Origin of the sequence: Paraburkholderia nodosa DSM 21604 (assembly GCF_000519185.1) — a bacterium.
GTDB lineage: Bacteria > Pseudomonadota > Gammaproteobacteria > Burkholderiales > Burkholderiaceae > Paraburkholderia > Paraburkholderia nodosa.
This window is the reverse complement of sequence record NZ_JAFA01000078.1, coordinates 1-15786: the sequence shown is the minus strand read 5'-3', so window position 1 is coordinate 15786 and position 15786 is coordinate 1. Positions and strand designations below refer to the sequence as shown.

Annotated in this window: 12 protein-coding genes and 1 pseudogene; 9 read left to right on the top strand and 4 right to left on the bottom strand. The window is 61.2% G+C overall.

Annotated elements, in window-relative coordinates:
- Nucleotides 1-725, top strand: a 725-nt coding sequence (locus tag A3CW_RS49655; RefSeq protein WP_035515695.1) for an IS3 family transposase, incomplete at its 5' end; no start/stop codon positions are given.
- A gap of 570 nt (nucleotides 726-1295) precedes the next feature.
- On the opposite strand, the pseudogene A3CW_RS49650 reads toward A3CW_RS49655, so the two are convergent.
- Both A3CW_RS49650 and A3CW_RS0142950 read right to left on the bottom strand, forming a co-directional pair.
- Nucleotides 1296-1496: pseudogene (locus A3CW_RS49650) on the bottom strand (hypothetical protein); the annotation flags it as partial.
- A gap of 14 nt (nucleotides 1497-1510) precedes the next feature.
- Complete coding sequence (locus tag A3CW_RS0142950; protein WP_028209003.1) at nucleotides 1511-2143, bottom strand: 2OG-Fe(II) oxygenase family protein; 633 nt, start codon at nucleotides 2141-2143, stop codon at nucleotides 1511-1513.
- An 870-nt stretch (nucleotides 2144-3013) separates the two neighbouring features.
- On the opposite strand from A3CW_RS0142950, the gene A3CW_RS0142945 reads away from it, so the two are divergent.
- Nucleotides 3014-3208, top strand: coding sequence for a hypothetical protein (locus tag A3CW_RS0142945; RefSeq protein WP_028209002.1), 195 nt, complete (start codon nucleotides 3014-3016; stop codon nucleotides 3206-3208).
- A 1742-nt stretch (nucleotides 3209-4950) separates the two neighbouring features.
- Nucleotides 4951-7449 (top strand): glycogen/starch/alpha-glucan phosphorylase, encoded by a 2499-nt coding sequence (locus A3CW_RS0142930; protein WP_028208999.1) that lies wholly within the window; start codon nucleotides 4951-4953, stop codon nucleotides 7447-7449.
- A gap of 197 nt (nucleotides 7450-7646) precedes the next feature.
- On the opposite strand, the gene A3CW_RS0142925 is transcribed toward A3CW_RS0142930, so the two are convergent.
- Nucleotides 7647-7844, bottom strand: a complete 198-nt coding sequence (locus tag A3CW_RS0142925) for a hypothetical protein (protein WP_028208998.1) — start codon at nucleotides 7842-7844, stop codon at nucleotides 7647-7649.
- A gap of 139 nt (nucleotides 7845-7983) precedes the next feature.
- Here A3CW_RS0142925 and pdhA point away from each other — a divergent pair, with 139 nt between their 5' ends.
- The 3 genes from pdhA to A3CW_RS0142910 are packed head-to-tail and all read left to right on the top strand — an operon-like array spanning nucleotide 7984 to nucleotide 11174.
- On the top strand, nucleotides 7984-9072 hold the full coding sequence (gene pdhA, locus A3CW_RS0142920) for a pyruvate dehydrogenase (acetyl-transferring) E1 component subunit alpha (protein ID WP_028208997.1): 1089 nt from the start codon (nucleotides 7984-7986) through the stop codon (nucleotides 9070-9072).
- Complete coding sequence (locus A3CW_RS0142915; RefSeq protein ID WP_028208996.1) at nucleotides 9065-10045, top strand: alpha-ketoacid dehydrogenase subunit beta; 981 nt, start codon at nucleotides 9065-9067, stop codon at nucleotides 10043-10045. Before pdhA ends, A3CW_RS0142915 begins: the two co-directional genes overlap by 8 nt.
- 4 nt (nucleotides 10046-10049) lie before the next feature.
- Nucleotides 10050-11174 (top strand): dihydrolipoamide acetyltransferase family protein, encoded by a 1125-nt coding sequence (locus A3CW_RS0142910; RefSeq protein WP_028208995.1) that lies wholly within the window; start codon nucleotides 10050-10052, stop codon nucleotides 11172-11174.
- 330 nt (nucleotides 11175-11504) lie between these two features.
- On the opposite strand, the gene A3CW_RS54375 is transcribed toward A3CW_RS0142910, so the two are convergent.
- On the bottom strand, nucleotides 11505-12128 hold the full coding sequence (locus A3CW_RS54375) for a hypothetical protein (protein WP_281175190.1): 624 nt from the start codon (nucleotides 12126-12128) through the stop codon (nucleotides 11505-11507).
- Between the two features lie 356 nt (nucleotides 12129-12484).
- Between A3CW_RS54375 and A3CW_RS0142895 the strand changes: the two genes are divergently transcribed.
- The 3 genes from A3CW_RS0142895 to A3CW_RS0142885 all read left to right on the top strand — a co-directional run.
- Entirely contained in the window at nucleotides 12485-13468 is a 984-nt protein-coding gene (locus A3CW_RS0142895) for a D-alanyl-D-alanine carboxypeptidase family protein (RefSeq protein WP_028208993.1), read from the top strand.
- Between the two features lie 107 nt (nucleotides 13469-13575).
- Nucleotides 13576-13905, top strand: coding sequence for a response regulator transcription factor (locus tag A3CW_RS49645; protein ID WP_245623885.1), 330 nt, complete (start codon nucleotides 13576-13578; stop codon nucleotides 13903-13905).
- A 287-nt stretch (nucleotides 13906-14192) separates the two neighbouring features.
- A partial coding sequence (locus tag A3CW_RS0142885) for a UPF0182 family protein (RefSeq protein ID WP_028208992.1) occupies nucleotides 14193-15786 on the top strand: 1594 nt, incomplete at its 3' end.

The following is a 15786-nucleotide window of genomic DNA, read 5'->3' as shown; positions in this document are numbered from 1 at the left end:
TCATTGCAGACATCTTCGAACTCAATCACCGTTGCTACGGATATCGCCGAATCCGCGCGGCATTGGGCAGGCAGCAGATCTTCATCTCGGAGAAGGTCGTGCGACGTTTGATGCGACAGGAAGGTCTGGCCGCNGCCACGACCAGGCGACGTCGCTACGGCTCCTATCGCGGAGAAATAAGCCCCGCGCCGGAGAACATCATCAATCGTGACTTCTGTGCCGCCGCTCCGAATCANAAATGGCTTACCGACATNACCGAATTCCAGATCCCGGCCGGCAAGGTTTATCTGTCGCCGGTGATCGACTGCTTCGACGGTCTCGTTGTGAGNTGGTCAATCGGNACGCGGCNGGATGCCGAGCTCGTCAATACCATGCTGGATNCGGCGATTGAGTCAGTGGCTGGCTGCAACGAACGGCCGATAGTTCATTCCGACCGCGGCGCCCACTANCGCTGGCCGGGATGGCTCTCACGGATGCGTGATGCCAGACTGATTCGCTCGATGTCGCGCAAAGGATGTTCGCCGGATAATGCAGCGTGCGAAGGTTTCTTCGGGCGCCTCAAAACGGAGTTATTCTATCCTCGTGATTGGCAGGCCATCACCGTCGATCAATTCATCGAAGTCGTTGACTCGTACATCCGCTGGTACAACGCAAAGCGGATCAAGGTCTCGCTCGGCTCCCTGAGCCCCGTCGAATACCGGCAGAGTCTCGGATTTGCGGCATAAATCAGTCCATGAATTCCGCTGCACCCCCTTGGTCACTGAGCGTCGTCGCATCATATCAATTCGTATAGCGAATTAATTGTGCGACAGCCGGCGAGGAATGACAGATAGTCCAGGCATTCGCTGGATGGCTGACACACGATTTGCATGCTGACCAGCTCAAGGATGTGAATACGAATTCTGAAGCGGTGACGGGTGGGTTGGATGGTGCCGATGGTGCTGCCGGTGCTTCGACTTCGATTTCGCCTTTGGTTGGGACTCTAACGTCGGCTTCGTGTGCGGATGCGGCTCACTCTTGGGCAGCGGCTCTGTAGTCTGGGCTGCGGGCAGTGGCGGAGGAGAAGTGGTACGTCCACGTTGCGGCGAGTCCTGGCCTTCGCCGAAGTGAAACGTCTGCGAGGCCTGCGCGTAAGCGGTGGTGGACAGCGACACTGCCATCAGTAACAGGAATATCGAAGGCTTCATGCGTGTTCCCTTTGGGCGGACGCTTCAGGTCGCATGGGCGTGAAGATCGGCGCTCCTGTAGTCTCGTGCTTGCATTCCGGCGATGCGCGTCATGAACAATAGGGCCTACCCGGTAGTCGTTTCGCACGCACCGCGGAAGCGGGTCGTGACTGTTAATCCGGATTCTTCCAGCAACGTGCGGCGGAAAATCAGCTCGTTCTCAGACATCCAGCGCGACCACACGCCGCTGTCGAACACCTCGACTGGCCTGTTTTTCTCATCCAGGACATAGAATCGTTTCCACGTGGGCGGGATAGTGCGGGATTTCATTGAGAATGAGCCATTCAATCTCTCCAGAGTGGTTGACACATGGTGGTGTCATAGTGAGAGAACATAATGTTGAAGCTGATGCTCACGCGTGCTTGTGCGCTCGTGTTCGCCGACACCGAATGCGGCAGCCAGGCCGGAAACATCAGCAACGTGCCTTCGCTGACTGGCAATACCACCTGATCAGTGTTGTATGCCGTCAACTCAGTGACGGGTGGACGAATGACGGTCGTCTGTGGGCGTGGGTCGTGAAAATTGATCGTGTCGGCACCGGCTTGCGAGTGCAGGTAGTATACGCCGCTCAGAAAATTGTTAGGATGACTGTGTATCGCGTGTGTCCCACCTGGATCCAGGACATTGACCCAGCATCCGGTAATGTGAAACGGGCCATCGGCGACTTTGAGAAATGTGAGTACGTCGCGTGCGGCCCGTTCGATATGCGCGATCAGAACCGCGAACTCTGGCCTTTTATGTTGCTGGTGACCAGATTGCCATGCGGCGCCGGTTCGCGTGCCGACGCCGCTGCGAATCAACGTTTCGATATACGTCATCAGTTCCCGATCAATCGGTTCGTAGCACTGCCGCTCGAGGCGCTGCTGCCAAACGAAAGTCGGGAAAAGTCTGATGATATCCGCGGCGGGGGCTTCCATTGCTGGTTGCGCAAGGCGCTAGTCGGGACGCTCCTTATCACTATAGGTCCCCGAAAGCGGCAGGCAAGCACGTACTCCTGTTGCTCGTGCAGCTTTGATGGGTTGCATTCACTGGTAAAAACCGCAGCCGCTAACCGGTCATCCAATCGAACCCGGCAATCGTCGGGCCATGACCCGACTCCCGCCTGATGTTCGAACATATGCGACCTGACACGGTCAGTCGAATCAACCGCGACGCAGTTTTTTGAAGGCAAAGCAATCCCGCAACTGGTGACGCGTCGAGGGCCGGCGAACGGTAACCCGTAGTCGACTCCGGCCGAATATCCTGCAGCCTCTGTCCAATCGAGCGCACGATAGGCGATCGCGGCTCTTCGGTATCCATCAGCAGACCTCTCTACGCCCCCGCAGTGCGATCGCGTTTCGTTCATTCCTTGTCCTCAAGTGATGAGGCTTGCGCTGCGCAGCGCATTCCTTCAGCTCGCGAGATGCCAGGAGCCGTCGGTCAGCATACGAAGATCGAGCGGACGGCCAGCGTGGGCGCGTAGCGATCATCTGACTCACCCGGTCTAAGGCCATCGCCAATGCGCTTGATCGAGGCTGTGCGGTCCTGCAGATTTGGCGCAGGCGCCCGCGCTGAAAGTGGTCGATTAGTCTGGCTTTTTTGGGGCGTACACCGCGCCATGCAATGCACCCAATGTCAGACCGCTCCTGACATGCGGGACGACCCGAATTGCTGCGACAGGGGCGCACCGCCTACCATCAACTCCCCGCACCATATCGCGGCGACTGCACCGCCGGCAGCGCATGTCAAAAGCGCGCGTGAGCCGACGCGAACCATACAGCACCGACCCGAGCTATCAGGAGGCAAGCATGCTTAGCGCCCATGAGTTTGCGACATTGATGCTGGTAAGGGACTCGGCCGACCACATTGCGGACCGGGAAGAACTCGACACCTTGCTTGAACGCCAACTGGTCGCCCTGGAGACGCGTGACGGCGAGACCGTACGGCTTCGCGTTACGCGGGACGGCGATTCGCTCCTTCGCACCCTCACGCGCCTGCACTGACACGTTGATACCGTGGCGTGTGACTGGGCGGAGTGATGCCTGAGTCGTCGCGGACAGCTCCGGTCAGCATCTGTCAGGGATGCCAAAACTGCGTGCTTTCCGAACACTGAGCGCATTCGACCTGTGAGGCGCGCGCGCTGTCACAACAACACCATCTCCAGACTGACCGACCGGCAAAGAACGTTTCTACGCCGCGGGGATTCCCGAAGTCCAGAGTCACACTGTGTCCTGGGATCCTGCATTTCAACAGTTCAACAGTTTCGCGTCGGCGAGCGGGCGAGTGAGTCGTCGCTAGCTTACGTGGATGTTTCGACGGGCTCGCGACGGGCCAAAGCGCGGCACGTGCGCGTCCGTTTGCCGGAGCAGGGAAGAAAACTCACTGCATGTTGTGAAACTGGTACGGACCGACCATACTTCCCTGTAACGTCCCCCGAATTCTCCAGATCCGCATCGCGACAGGGATGCCGGGGTCGCATATTTTAAGGCCCGTCACGTAGGCCAGGACTCCCAAAGTCGACGCTGTTACCCGACGCGCCATTGCGCGACATGCGCTGCCCGTCGTGTCCTGCTCCACGGGTGTAACGGCGGGCGCATGCGGGCACGCTGGCGCGCTTCGCTTTAATGGGAACGCGGTTGAGCCAGCCCGAACCGCAAGGCGGATCCAGTATTGGACGATTATCTCCAGCATTGTTGCGAGACGCACCATGGCATCTGCACTGCGCCGGACACCTTCGCGCTTTGGACCGATGCATCCCTCTGTTCCTGACCGAGGACGCGCTGACTACGTTGGCGTGCCGCTTTGTCACCCTAGCTGGGGCGTCGCGCTGCGCGTGCCGGTCCTTGAGGGAGAGGTCACGCAGGGGCATCGAATAGCTGGCGCCGGGCAAGGCAGCGCGTCACCTGCGCGGCGAATATTTGCAGGCCTCGATCGTCAGGGGGCATTGCAAATTGTCAAACAATTGACCGGGGATTCCAGCTTGGCGGTCGTCAACATCTCGTGGACGGCGTTTCGGTAGCGCTCACTTCAGTCGCTCGCGGGATGAATGGACAGCGTAATACGGAGCGGATGGTGCAGGACATGACTCTCTTCAGGAACGCGAACCTGCACGAATGGGCCTGTACGGCCAGCTTGCGCGGCTGGAGCGCCGCTTCGCAGTAACCGTAAGCCGCAGGAGGGCAGCGATGACGACGTTGATACGTAGATACTTCGTGTGCGTCAACGGACACGGCGGCGAAGAGGTGGCGTGCGATGACGATGAACCGTACTCTTCCCGGTGGGACTCGATTCGCACGACCGGACTGGTGGACAACGGCAGGGACTCGCACGGATACGCCTGCTATACATGCAAGACGTGCGGCGAGCTTATGTCGGAAACGGGGAGAAGGTGATCGATAGAAAGCCTGAATCGTGGTTCGACGTTCTGCATGGACGTGCGCGATCGACTGCTGCAACCGGAATTTGAGAAACGGTGAGTTTGCGTCATTCTCTTCATCAATCGGCTAACAGGCTTCGATGTCCTGCATCTTGTGAGACCCGATGCCCGCGCGCAGGCATCGGGCGGCCCTCGGCGTGCTAAAGCACGCGGACGGGGCCACAGACTCTGGCCTGGCGATGCGCCGGAACTCGAATTCGAGACGCTGGCGATTCGTCAGCCGGTGCGTGGCGAGAAGTACGACCATGAGGTCGCGGACCGGGCCTGGCCCGAACAGATCCTTGAATCGATGCAACCTGGGGAAGCAATGTGGCCTTCACCCCGACGTCAGGCGCGAACCCTCGCGCGGAATCTGCGCGTAGCGGCCTGAGCATCGACGCGCTGCAGCGCGGCGTGCTCGACAATCTGGTCTGCCTGCAGGCCCGTACTCCGGGCATAGCGACGCCGCACGACTGGTACATGGCGCTCGCCTATAGCGTGCGCGACCGGATGCTCGCCCGCTGGGCCGCAACGATCCAGACCTATGCGGAGCGCGATTTACGGGTGGCGTGCTACCTCTCCGCCGAGTTCCTGATTGGACCGCAACTGGGTAACAATCTCGTCAATCTCGGTATCGAAGACAATGCGCGCCACGCCATGCAAGCGCTCGGTCAGGATCTCGACGAACTGCTCGCGCTCGAAGAGGAGCCTGGGCTTGGAAATGGCGGGCTCGGCAGGCTCGCGGCCTGTTATCTGGATTCGCTCGCGACGCTCGAAATTCCGTCCGTGGGCTATGGCATCCGCTATGAGTTCGGTATCTTCAATCAGGAAATTCGCGATGGCTGGCAGGTCGAAATCACCGACCTTTGGCTGCAAAAGGGCAATCCATGGGAGATCGTGCGTCCAAACGTGAACTACTACGTCCCGTTCGGCGGACATACTGAAATGTGGAACGACGCGCAAGGCCGCCTTCGCGTTCGCTGGCTGCCTGCGCGCATGGTCAAGGGCGTGGCTTGTGATACGCCGATGCCCGGCTTTCGGGTCAATACGTGCAACACGCTGCGCCTGTGGAAGAGCGAGGCTATCGAGTCCTTTGGCCTCGAGGACTTCAATGCCGGCGACTACTACCAGGCCGTGCAGGAAAAGGTGATCTCCGAAACGCTGTCCAAGGTGCTGTATCCGAATGACGAGCCTGAAGCCGGCAAGCGGTTGCGCCTCGCGCAGCAGTACTTCTTCGTCTCGTGCTCGCTGCAGGACATGCTGTGTCTGCTCGATCTGAAGGGCGAACCCGTTGCGCGCTTCGCCGAGATGTTCACCGCCCAACTGAACGATACGCATCCTGCCATCGCTGTCGCAGAACTGATGCGTCTGCTCGTCGACGAGCGGCTGCTCCCCTGGGAAGCGGCATGGGAGATTACGTGCCGTGCGCTGGCCTATACCAACCATACACTCCTGCCTGAAGCGCTGGAAACCTGGGGGCTTCCGCTTTTTGGACGGTTGCTGCCGCGCCCGCTCGAGATCATCTACGAGATTAACTGTCGTTTCCTCGACGAGGTGCAGCAGAAATATCCTGGTGACGAGGCGCGTGTGGCGCGCATGTCGATCATTGACGAGGCGGGCGAGAAAAAAGTGCGCATGGCCCACCTGTCGACCATCGGTTGCCACGCGGTGAACGGTGTTGCAACGCTGCATTCCGCGCTTCTCTCGCAGACCGTGCTGCGCGACTTTGCGCAGATGTGGCCCGAACGTTTTCTCAACGTCACGAACGGTGTTACGCCGCGCCGATTCATTCTGCTCGCCAATCCGGGCCTTGCCCGGCTGCTTGACGAAACGGTGGGCGAGGGGTGGGTCGCCGACCTCACGCGCCTTCGGAAGCTGGAGGCGTACGCCGACGATCCGGCGTTTCGGGAAAAGTGGCGTGCAGTCAAGCGGTCGAACAAAGAGGTGCTGGCGCAGCGCATCCGCGACGTGACGAACGTCATTGTGGATCCCGACGCACTCTTCGACATTCAGGTAAAGCGCATTCACGAGTACAAGCGACAGCATCTGAATGCGCTTTACATCATCACGCTTTACCAGCGTCTGCGCCGTAATCGGGAGCGGGGTTGTGTGCCGCGCTGCTTTATATTTGGCGGAAAAGCGGCGCCAGGCTACAGGATGGCGAAACTGATGATCCGGCTGATCACGGGTATCGCCGAGGTCGTGAACAACGACCCGATGATGGAGGGCAGGCTCAAGGTTGTGTTCCTTCCCGACTTCAATGTGAAGAACGCGCAATTCATCTATCCTGCCGCCGACCTGTCAGAGCAGATCTCAACGGCCGGCAAGGAAGCATCCGGCACCGGCAACATGAAATTCATGATGAACGGCGCGCTCACGATCGGAACACTGGACGGCGCCAACGTCGAGATCCGCGAGGAAGCGGGTGACGAGAACTTTTTCCTGTTCGGTCTGACTGCCGAACAGGTGGAATACGTCAAACGCGAAGGCTATCGACCCGCGCAATATGTCGAAGGCAATGCGGAGTTGCGCGACGTGCTGGACCTGATTGCGGGTGGATACTTTTCGCGCGGCGACCACGAGGTGTTTCGTCCGCTCGTTGAGAACCTGCTGCAGGTCGATCCATTTCTCGTGCTTGCCGATTACGCCGGCTATGTGGCGTGCCAGGAGCGTGTGAGCGACGTCTGGAAAGACGAGGCACGCTGGACGCGCATGTCGATCCTCAACACGGCGCGCTCGGGGAAGTTCTCGTCGGATCGCGCGATCCGCGAATACTGTGAACGGATCTGGAAGATTGCTCCCGTGAGGATCGGTCTTGATCAACCCTGACATTGAACACGATCCGCGCCAGGCAGTGCGGGGCGGATCGCGGAGTTATAAAGTCGGGAAAATATCCAGGGCGGAGTTGTCCATTGCCCCTCGCGCAACGCACTAGTCGGAATGCTCACCAATCAAGATGGATGTGGAAGCGGCACGCATTGACTGATGCTGCTCGTGGAGCCTTCATGCTTTCCGTCAGACGTCAGTCAACCGGGCGCAGGCTCGGAGACAGCGCAGGCGGCCCGCACTTCGGGTCCATCCTTGATGTCGACGTCGCAGAATGGCAGCAAGCCGCCCCTGTCGGTGGTGCATGCGGTGGACGGCGCGGCCATTTCGGGGGCGGAAAGATTCTTGCCCGCACCTGGCAGCGCATCAAAATCACGGGTGCGGCTGCTTTGCTTCATGTACGGTACATCGATTGCAAGTGCCGTATTCCATGTGCATGTGCGGACGTCCGCGATCGAGTCCTGACATCGGTGGCGCATTGCACAAACAAGCAGGCAGCAGAACGCCTACGATGTGTGAAACACCCAGGAGGCCGTTATGACCACGGCTGCCAGTTTTCACGTCGGATACACGCAGTACCTCGATCCCGAGGGCGAACCCGTGCATCCACTTCCGGCCTTCGCAAGCGACCCCGCTGCGCTCCTGCCGCTGTATCGCGCGATGGTCCTGACGAGGGCCTTCGACAGCAAAGCGGTTGCGCTGCAGCGTACCGGGCAACTTGGCACATTCGCATCGTCGGTTGGCCAGGAGGCCGTCGGCGTCGGCGTGGCCAGTGCGATGCGCCCCGAAGACGTGCTGTTTCCTTCCTATCGCGACCACGCAGCCCAATTGCTGCGCGGAGTCACGATGACAGAAAGTCTGCTCTATTGGGGCGGCGACGAGCGTGGAAGCGACTTCAGTGTGCCCCGCTTCGATTTCCCGAACTGTGTGCCGATCGGGACGCAGATCTGCCATGCGGCGGGGGCTGCCTATGCGTTCCAGTTGCGCCAGGAGCCGCGCGTTGCTGTGACGCTCTTCGGCGATGGCGCCACATCCAGGGGAGACTTTTACGAGGCGATGAACTTTGCCGGCGCGTGGGGCGCGCCCCTCGTGCTCGTGATCAACAACAACCAGTGGGCGATTTCGGTGCCGCGCAGCCATCAGAGCGCCGCACAAACGCTCGCGCAAAAGGCGATTGCCGCGGGAATCGACGGACTGCAGGTCGATGGCAACGACGTGATCGCCGTGCACCACGTGGTCGGGGCGGCACTTGCGAAGGCTCGGCGCGGCGACGGTCCGACCTTGATCGAAGCGCTCAGCTATCGCCTCGGCGATCACACAACGGCCGACGATGCCACTCGCTATCGCGACGCCGAAGTCGTCAGCAAAGCCTGGGAATCCGAGCCGCTGCGCCGTTTGCGCACGTACCTGATCCGTATGAACGTTTGGGACAAGGCGCGTGACGAGCAACTTGGCAAGGCGTGTCACGCACAGGTCGAGCAGGCTGTCGAGGCGTATCTCGCGATCGCCCCGCCGGACGTGTCCTCGATGTTCGACCGTCTCTATGAGGCGCTACCGTTTGCCATGCGCGAGCAACTGGCGATGGCGCAGCGATTTGCGCCTGATGCGGAGAACGGCGATGGCTGACCTGAACATGGTCGAGGCGATCAATGCTGCGCTCGCCTGGGAGCTTGCGCATGACCCCGCTGTCGTGCTGCTTGGAGAAGATATCGGCGTGAACGGCGGCGTGTTTCGCGCCACCGCGGGCTTGCAAACGCGCTTTGGCGCACAGCGCGTGATCGACACGCCGCTTGCCGAAACGGCGATCGCCGGCACGGCGGTCGGCATGGCCGCAATGGGCCTCAAACCGGTCGCGGAGATTCAGTTCAGCGGCTTTATCTATCCGGCCATCGACCACTTGCTGAATCATGCGTCGCGTCTGCGGCACAGGACGCGCGGACGGCTCACGTGTCCTCTCGTGGTCAGGTCGCCAGCCGGTGCGGGCATCCACGCGCCGGAGCATCATTCAGAAAGCCCGGAAGCGCTGTTTGCTCACATACCGGGGTTACGGGTCGTTACCCCGTCGTCGCCCGCGCGCGCCTATGGCCTGCTGCTGGCGGCAATCCGCGACCCCGATCCGGTCATCTTCTTCGAGCCGACGCGCCTCTACCGCCTCTTCAGGCAGCCCGCCGAGGACAACGGCGAAGCGCTGCCACTCGACTGCTGCTACGTGCTGCGGGAAGGGGGGGACGTAACGCTGGTCAGTTGGGGCGGAGCGCTGCAGGAAGTCCTCGGGGCCGCCAATCTGCTCGCGCAGGAGGGCGTGATGGCGGAGGTGATCGACGTGGCCACGCTCAAGCCGCTCGACATGGACACGATTCTTGCGTCGGTGGCGAAAACGGGACGCTGCGTGATCGTGCATGAAGGATCGCGCACGGGCGGCGTGGGCGCGGAAATTGCCGCGGGCATTGCGGAGCGCGGACTCTATTCGTTGCTTGCGCCGGTGCAGCGCGTCACGGGATATGACGTGGTGGTCCCGCTTTACAGGCTCGAGAGTCAGTACATGCCAGGCACCGGGCGTATCGTTGCCGCGGTCAGGCAGGCGCTGGAGGCGCAGTGAAACCATGAAGATCTTCAAGCTGCCCGACCTGGGCGAAGGCCTCCAGGAAGCGGAAATCGTCGAATGGCACGTCAAGAGCGGCGAGGACATTCGCGCGGACCAGCCGCTCGTGTCGGTCGAAACGGCAAAAGCCATCGTCGAGATTCCCTCGCCGCAATCCGGCCGCATCGCGAAGCTGTTCGGCGAGCCGGGCGACATCGTGCATCTGGGGGCCCCGCTTGCCGCTTTCGAAGGGGATAGAGAGGGTGGTGAGGATGCCGATGCAGGCACCGTGGTCGGCCATATGGAAGTGGGCCGGCAACCGGTGCAGGAAGGACCAGCCGCGCCCGGCAGTGGCACGGGAGCGGGGCCTGGCGCTATCAGGGCGATTCCTGCGGTGCGGGCGCTTGCCCGCAAACTGGACATCGATCTCGCGATGGTGTCGCCTTCCGGGCCGGAAGGCGTCATCACGGCGGCCGACGTACAACGGGCGGCAAAGCTGTTCGCTGAACTCGGTCCGCCTGAAGTGCTGCGCGGCGTGCGGCGCGCGATGGCGCAGAACATGGCGCGCGCCCAGAGCGAAGTGGCCGCCGCGACCGTGATCGACGACGCCGATATTCACGCGTGGCCACCGCATACCGATGTGACGATCCGCCTGATCCGTGCGCTGGTGGCCGGGTGCCACGCGGAGCCGGGACTGAACGCATGGTTCGACGGCAGAATGGCGCGGCGCCATGTGCTGGAGAAGATCGATCTCGGCATTGCCGTCGATCTGCCGGATGGCTTGTTCGTCCCGGTGCTGCGCGATGTCGCGCATCGTGACGCGGCCGGTCTGCGTGCCGGACTCGACCGGATGCGTGCCGATATTCGCGCACGCAAGATTCCACCTGAAGAGATGCGCGGCAACACGATCACATTGTCGAACTTCGGCATGATTGCCGGTAAATATGCGGCTCCCGTGGTTGTGCCGCCCACTGTTGCGATTCTTGGCGCCGGGCGGATGCATGACCAGGTCGTGGCGCACGAGGGTGCGCCCGCCGTGCACAGGACCTTGCCGCTGAGCCTGACATTCGACCACCGGGTTGTCACGGGAGGAGAGGCTGCGCGCTTTCTCGCCGCGGTCATCAAGGATCTCGAGATAGCGCAGTAGGCGGTTTCCGCGCCGGTGCCGCATCGCGCACCGGCGCTTGTGACTTTCTTGCCATTCTCCGATTCAATCGTCGCGGCCGGACGACCTGCCTAGACTGCGTCATCTGCGCAATCTGTTCGCCTCGAATAACCCGTTCACCGGGTTGCCGGCGGTGCTCGGCGACGGCGAATCGCTGAGCATGGCCGGTTCCAGGGCGAACCGCATCCATCACGTTTCGGGGCGCGCGCTGCTGCCGCACCTGCGCGCGGGATCGCATTGGTGGCGCGGCATCTGCATCGGCGCGGGATCATGCATGGCGATCTCTATGCGTACAACATCCTGCATGACGGCTCAGGGCACGTATTGCCCGGCGACTTCGGCGCGGCGTCCTTTCACGATATCGATGATCACGCACTGGCGCAGGCGCTCGAGCGCGTCGAGGTGCGCGCGTTCGGCTGCCTGCTCGAAGAACTCGCGCAACGTCTGGCCGGAGAGGCCGACGATCGTGCCGCCGGGTTCCATGCGTTGATCGAAGACTGTATCGGCGAGCACTTCGAGATGCGGCCTTCGTTCGATGAGATAGTCGGGCGGCTGTCTGCCTGAAGCTATGCCCTGTTGCGCTATGCCCTGTTGCCAACGCCGGCGCATCATAAGCGTGCGGGAACCGTTGACGACGACGGAGGCAGACGTGGCAAATTCCCTCAGGCTCGAACTGTTTTGCCGGTTGTTTCTTGGTCTCTTCGTGGGCTTTTTTTGCGTGACGGCCGCCCTTTTTGTGCGGTACATGTGGGCGAGTCCGCTGCCGCAAGCCACCTTCGTGCACGCGAAAGGCGCGTCGGCGTCACGAACCTTGCCGGGAAGCGCCCCGGCAGCCCCATTCTCATCCGCCTCCCAATCCCAACCGGCGACGCCCTCGCCAGATGCAGGGGAAAAGACACTCCTCGCGTCGTCGGCCTCCACTGTCGTCACGTTCATTGCGGCTGCAGTGGCCAACTTCATGTGCTGGAAGACTAACGGGCGGGGGAGGCGCACAAGGAAAAGCGGAACGCCTCGTTCGAGTCGCTCGAGTTAGTGTGAGGCGCTGGCGGAATTTTCGTAAGGAGCTGCCTAGCCGGTTGTGCCGTTGGACAGGCAGTTTGTTTGTGTTCAGAATCCGCGAGCCGTAAGCGTCGCCTGGAGGCATGCGTTCAAGAGGGCTTACCTCCGGGGACAAAATTCCGTTCTCTTTCACACACTCATTCCAGCAATGAGCAACTACAGTTTAGTTGTTGGGGATCATCCTGCACGTTGGCCCCCCCATCGCCTGATTGCTGTCTCAAGGTGTGAACGCCATGAAGCATTTCCTGAGCGCGCTACTGCTCGCTTCTGCGCCGTTCATGGCGTGGGCCGAAACGCCATTCCTCCATTCACGTAGCGCAATCGTGTACGACGTCGGGCGCGGCGAAGTCCTGCTGGAAAAGAACGCCGATGACGTCCAGCCGGTCGCGTCGATCACCAAGCTGATGACAGCGATGGTCGTGCTGGACAGCGCCCAGTCGCTGGGCGCCATGGTGAGTGTCGACAATGACGACATTGATCGGCTCAAGCACTCCGGGTCCCGTATCCCGATCGGTGCGTCGCTCGAACGGGGAGAGATGCTGCGGCTTGCGCTCATGTCGTCGGAGAACCGCGCAGCGTCTGCGCTATCGCGTGCGTTCCCGGGCGGCCAGCCGGCGTTCATCCGGAAGATGAACGAAAAGGCGCGCGCGCTGCACATGACCAATACGCACTTCGACGACCCGACCGGGCTCTCGCCCGACAATCTCTCGACGGCACGCGACGTCGCGAAGATGGCGGTCGCCGCGGCGCACTATCCATTGATCAGCGAATACACGACGCTTCCCCGTTACGAAGAGGAAATCGGCACGAGGACGAGGTTCTATCACAACACCGACCCGATAGTCCGCTCAGCCGATTGGGACGTTCTGGTCGCGAAGACCGGCTATATCCGCGAGGCGGGACGCTGCATCGTGGTCGATGCCAACATGCCCAATGGCCAGGTGATGATTGCGCTGCTCGGCTCGCAAACATCGTGGGGGCGCTCCGCCGATCTCGTCACGATACGTCGATGGCTGAACGGCGACGAAACGCCGGTCGTCGAGCCGCGCTATTACGCAAGCGCCCGGCTGCATCATCGCCATTCGATGCTCGCGCATTCGCACCGCGTCAAGGTGCGATTCGTATCGTACCGCACAGGTTCGGCGTCCGGTGCGCACCGGCAGACCGTCGTGCACCATGCCGGCAAGCGGCAACACGAAGCGCCTGTTGCCGCCTGAGCCAAATGACGTCCGCGCGACCAGTCACGTAAGCCGTCAAACCGAGACTTGCGGCGACGCGCCAATGCCTGACATCGTGTTGCAGGGCTCGAGCCCGCGATGCGAGAGTGGTGCGCGGTTGCAGCGTCGCGTCCATCGAAACCGTCGCCGCGGGCCTGTTCGTGCTGTCGCCCGACATCCTCGCAAGGCTGCTGGCCGGACGAAACCCGTTGCGCCAGACGGCCTCTGGCGGACCATTCGAAGCCTTGACGTTACGGGAGACCGAAGTGCTGGCGATGCTCGCCGGCGGACTCGGCAACAAGGAGATCGCCCGGCAACTCGACATCTCGGACAACACGGTGAAATCCCACCGCTCCTCCATCTTCGGCAAACTCGGCGCGACCCATCGCACCGAAGCGGTGATACTCGGCATGCGGCACGGATTCGTCATGGTGTAGACAGACACGACGCGCCCGCCAGCCGCATAGGCATTGTCCACTGCTATCGCGACCTCGACCCTGAACCACCTTTCAAGCGTGCATGAAATCAATGGCTGCTACGGTCGTTTATGCGCGGGGCCGATGTCAATGGCCACACCGAACTACAATCATTCAACGGGTCTGAACCCGCTCCACCCGAAATCGGGTCGCATTGGCAGGCCGTTCGGCCGGGCTCCCGGCAGATCGGCATGCGCGATTGCTCCGATCTCAGGAGGGGTGGGGCGACGGCCAGCGCAGGAGGGACTATGCGGTCGGAAGTGAAGTCCGGAGTGCGTCTGAGACGATATGCAATCGCGGCGATGGCCGTCATCGCCGGCCTGATTGTCGTCGGACGCATCACCGGCATCCTGGTCGACTGGCTGTGGTTCTCTTCGATCGGCTATGGTGCTGTTTTCCGGACCATCCTTTCCGCGAAAGTGGTGCTGTTTGCCACGGTGTTCGCAATCTCGGCGTGCGCGATATGGCTGTCCGGGATTCTGGCGCATCGTTACGCGAGGGGCGTTGAGATCTTGCGAGCGGTAGCGGCCGATTCGTCGGGTGCGGCGGAAGTCACCGGCGACCTGGCCGAACTGGTCGCGCCGTACGTTCCCTGGCGCTTGAGTATTGCCTGCGCAGCGGTCGTTCTGGGGCTGCTTGTCGCCGCCAGCGAAATCTCGAACTGGGACATCGCGCTTCGCTTCATTTATCAGGTGCCTGTTGGCGAGCGCGATCCGATCTTCGAGAGGGACATCGGCTTTTATCTCTTCTCGCTTCCCGCGTATGTCGCGCTCAAGAACTGGCTGCTGCGGCTGGTTTTCTGCAGCGCGATCGTGGCAGGTGCTGTCTACGGGTTGCGCGGTGACATCGCGCCGGAGCGGCCACCACGGACGCTCTCGCGCGCCGCCATCACTCATGGTTCGGCACTGCTCGGTTTGTTCTTCGCGTTGAAGGCCTGGTCGTGGTGGCTCGACCGCTTTCTGCTGCTCTACGGTGACAACGGCGTCGTGGTCGGCGCCAGCTATACCGATGTCCACGTCGAGTTACCGGTCCTGTGGATGCTTGTCGGCCTTTCGGCGGCCTCATCCGTGGCCCTTTTGATCAACATGCGCCGGCGTAGCTTCCTGCAGCCTGCCGTTCTCGCGCTGCTCGTATTCGGCAGTTCGCTTGTATTCGCTGTGATCTATCCTGCGCTGTTTCAGCGCTTCTATGTCAAACCAAGCGAGCTGAAACTGGAAACACCCTATATCGAGCACACTATCGCGCTAACGCGTGAGGCTTACGGCCTCGCAAAAATCGAGGTTAAACCGTTTGATCCCGAGCAGGGACTGACTCTCGACTCGCTGCAGGCCAATCGGGCGACCATCGACAACATCCGGCTATGGGATGTGCAACCGCTGATGGATACTTATGCACAGTTGCAGGAGATCAGGACTTACTACAAATTTGTTTCGGTGGACATTGACCGCTATCAGCTTGACACCGGATACAGGCAGATCATGCTGTCGGCGCGTGAGCTGGACCCGGCGATGCTTCCGCCCAACGCCCAAACCTGGGTGAACCTGCACCTTATTTTTACTCACGGCATCGGCGTCGTGATGTCGCCAGTCACAGAGAAGTCCACCGAAGGCTTACCCTTCTTCTATCTGCGGGATATTCCGCCCGTCTCCAACGGCGCCCCGGCCATTCGCGAACCACGTCTTTATTTCAGTGAAGGCCGGCAGGACTATGTCATCGTGAACGGCAGTGTCGCTGAATTCGACTATCCCAACAGGCCGACCAATACCTACACGGCGTACAGCGGGCGCGACGGCGTCAACATCGGCAGTGTCGCACGACGCAGTCTCTTCGGCTGGCAACTTG

Excerpts from the sequence above, each read along its gene's own strand:
- A3CW_RS0142915 (WP_028208996.1), top strand. The coding sequence starts at position 9,065 with ATGGCTGACCTGAACATGGTCGAGGCGATCAATGCTGCGCTCGCCTGG.
- A3CW_RS0142895 (WP_028208993.1), top strand. The coding sequence starts at position 12,485 with ATGAAGCATTTCCTGAGCGCGCTACTGCTCGCTTCTGCGCCGTTCATG.
- A3CW_RS0142950 (WP_028209003.1), bottom strand. The coding sequence starts at position 2,143 with ATGGAAGCCCCCGCCGCGGATATCATCAGACTTTTCCCGACTTTCGTT.
- A3CW_RS0142925 (WP_028208998.1), bottom strand. The coding sequence starts at position 7,844 with ATGAAGCAAAGCAGCCGCACCCGTGATTTTGATGCGCTGCCAGGTGCG.
- A3CW_RS0142945 (WP_028209002.1), top strand. The coding sequence starts at position 3,014 with ATGCTTAGCGCCCATGAGTTTGCGACATTGATGCTGGTAAGGGACTCG.
- A3CW_RS0142910 (WP_028208995.1), top strand. The coding sequence starts at position 10,050 with ATGAAGATCTTCAAGCTGCCCGACCTGGGCGAAGGCCTCCAGGAAGCG.
- pdhA (WP_028208997.1), top strand. The coding sequence starts at position 7,984 with ATGACCACGGCTGCCAGTTTTCACGTCGGATACACGCAGTACCTCGAT.
- A3CW_RS54375 (WP_281175190.1), bottom strand. The coding sequence starts at position 12,128 with ATGAACGTGACGACAGTGGAGGCCGACGACGCGAGGAGTGTCTTTTCC.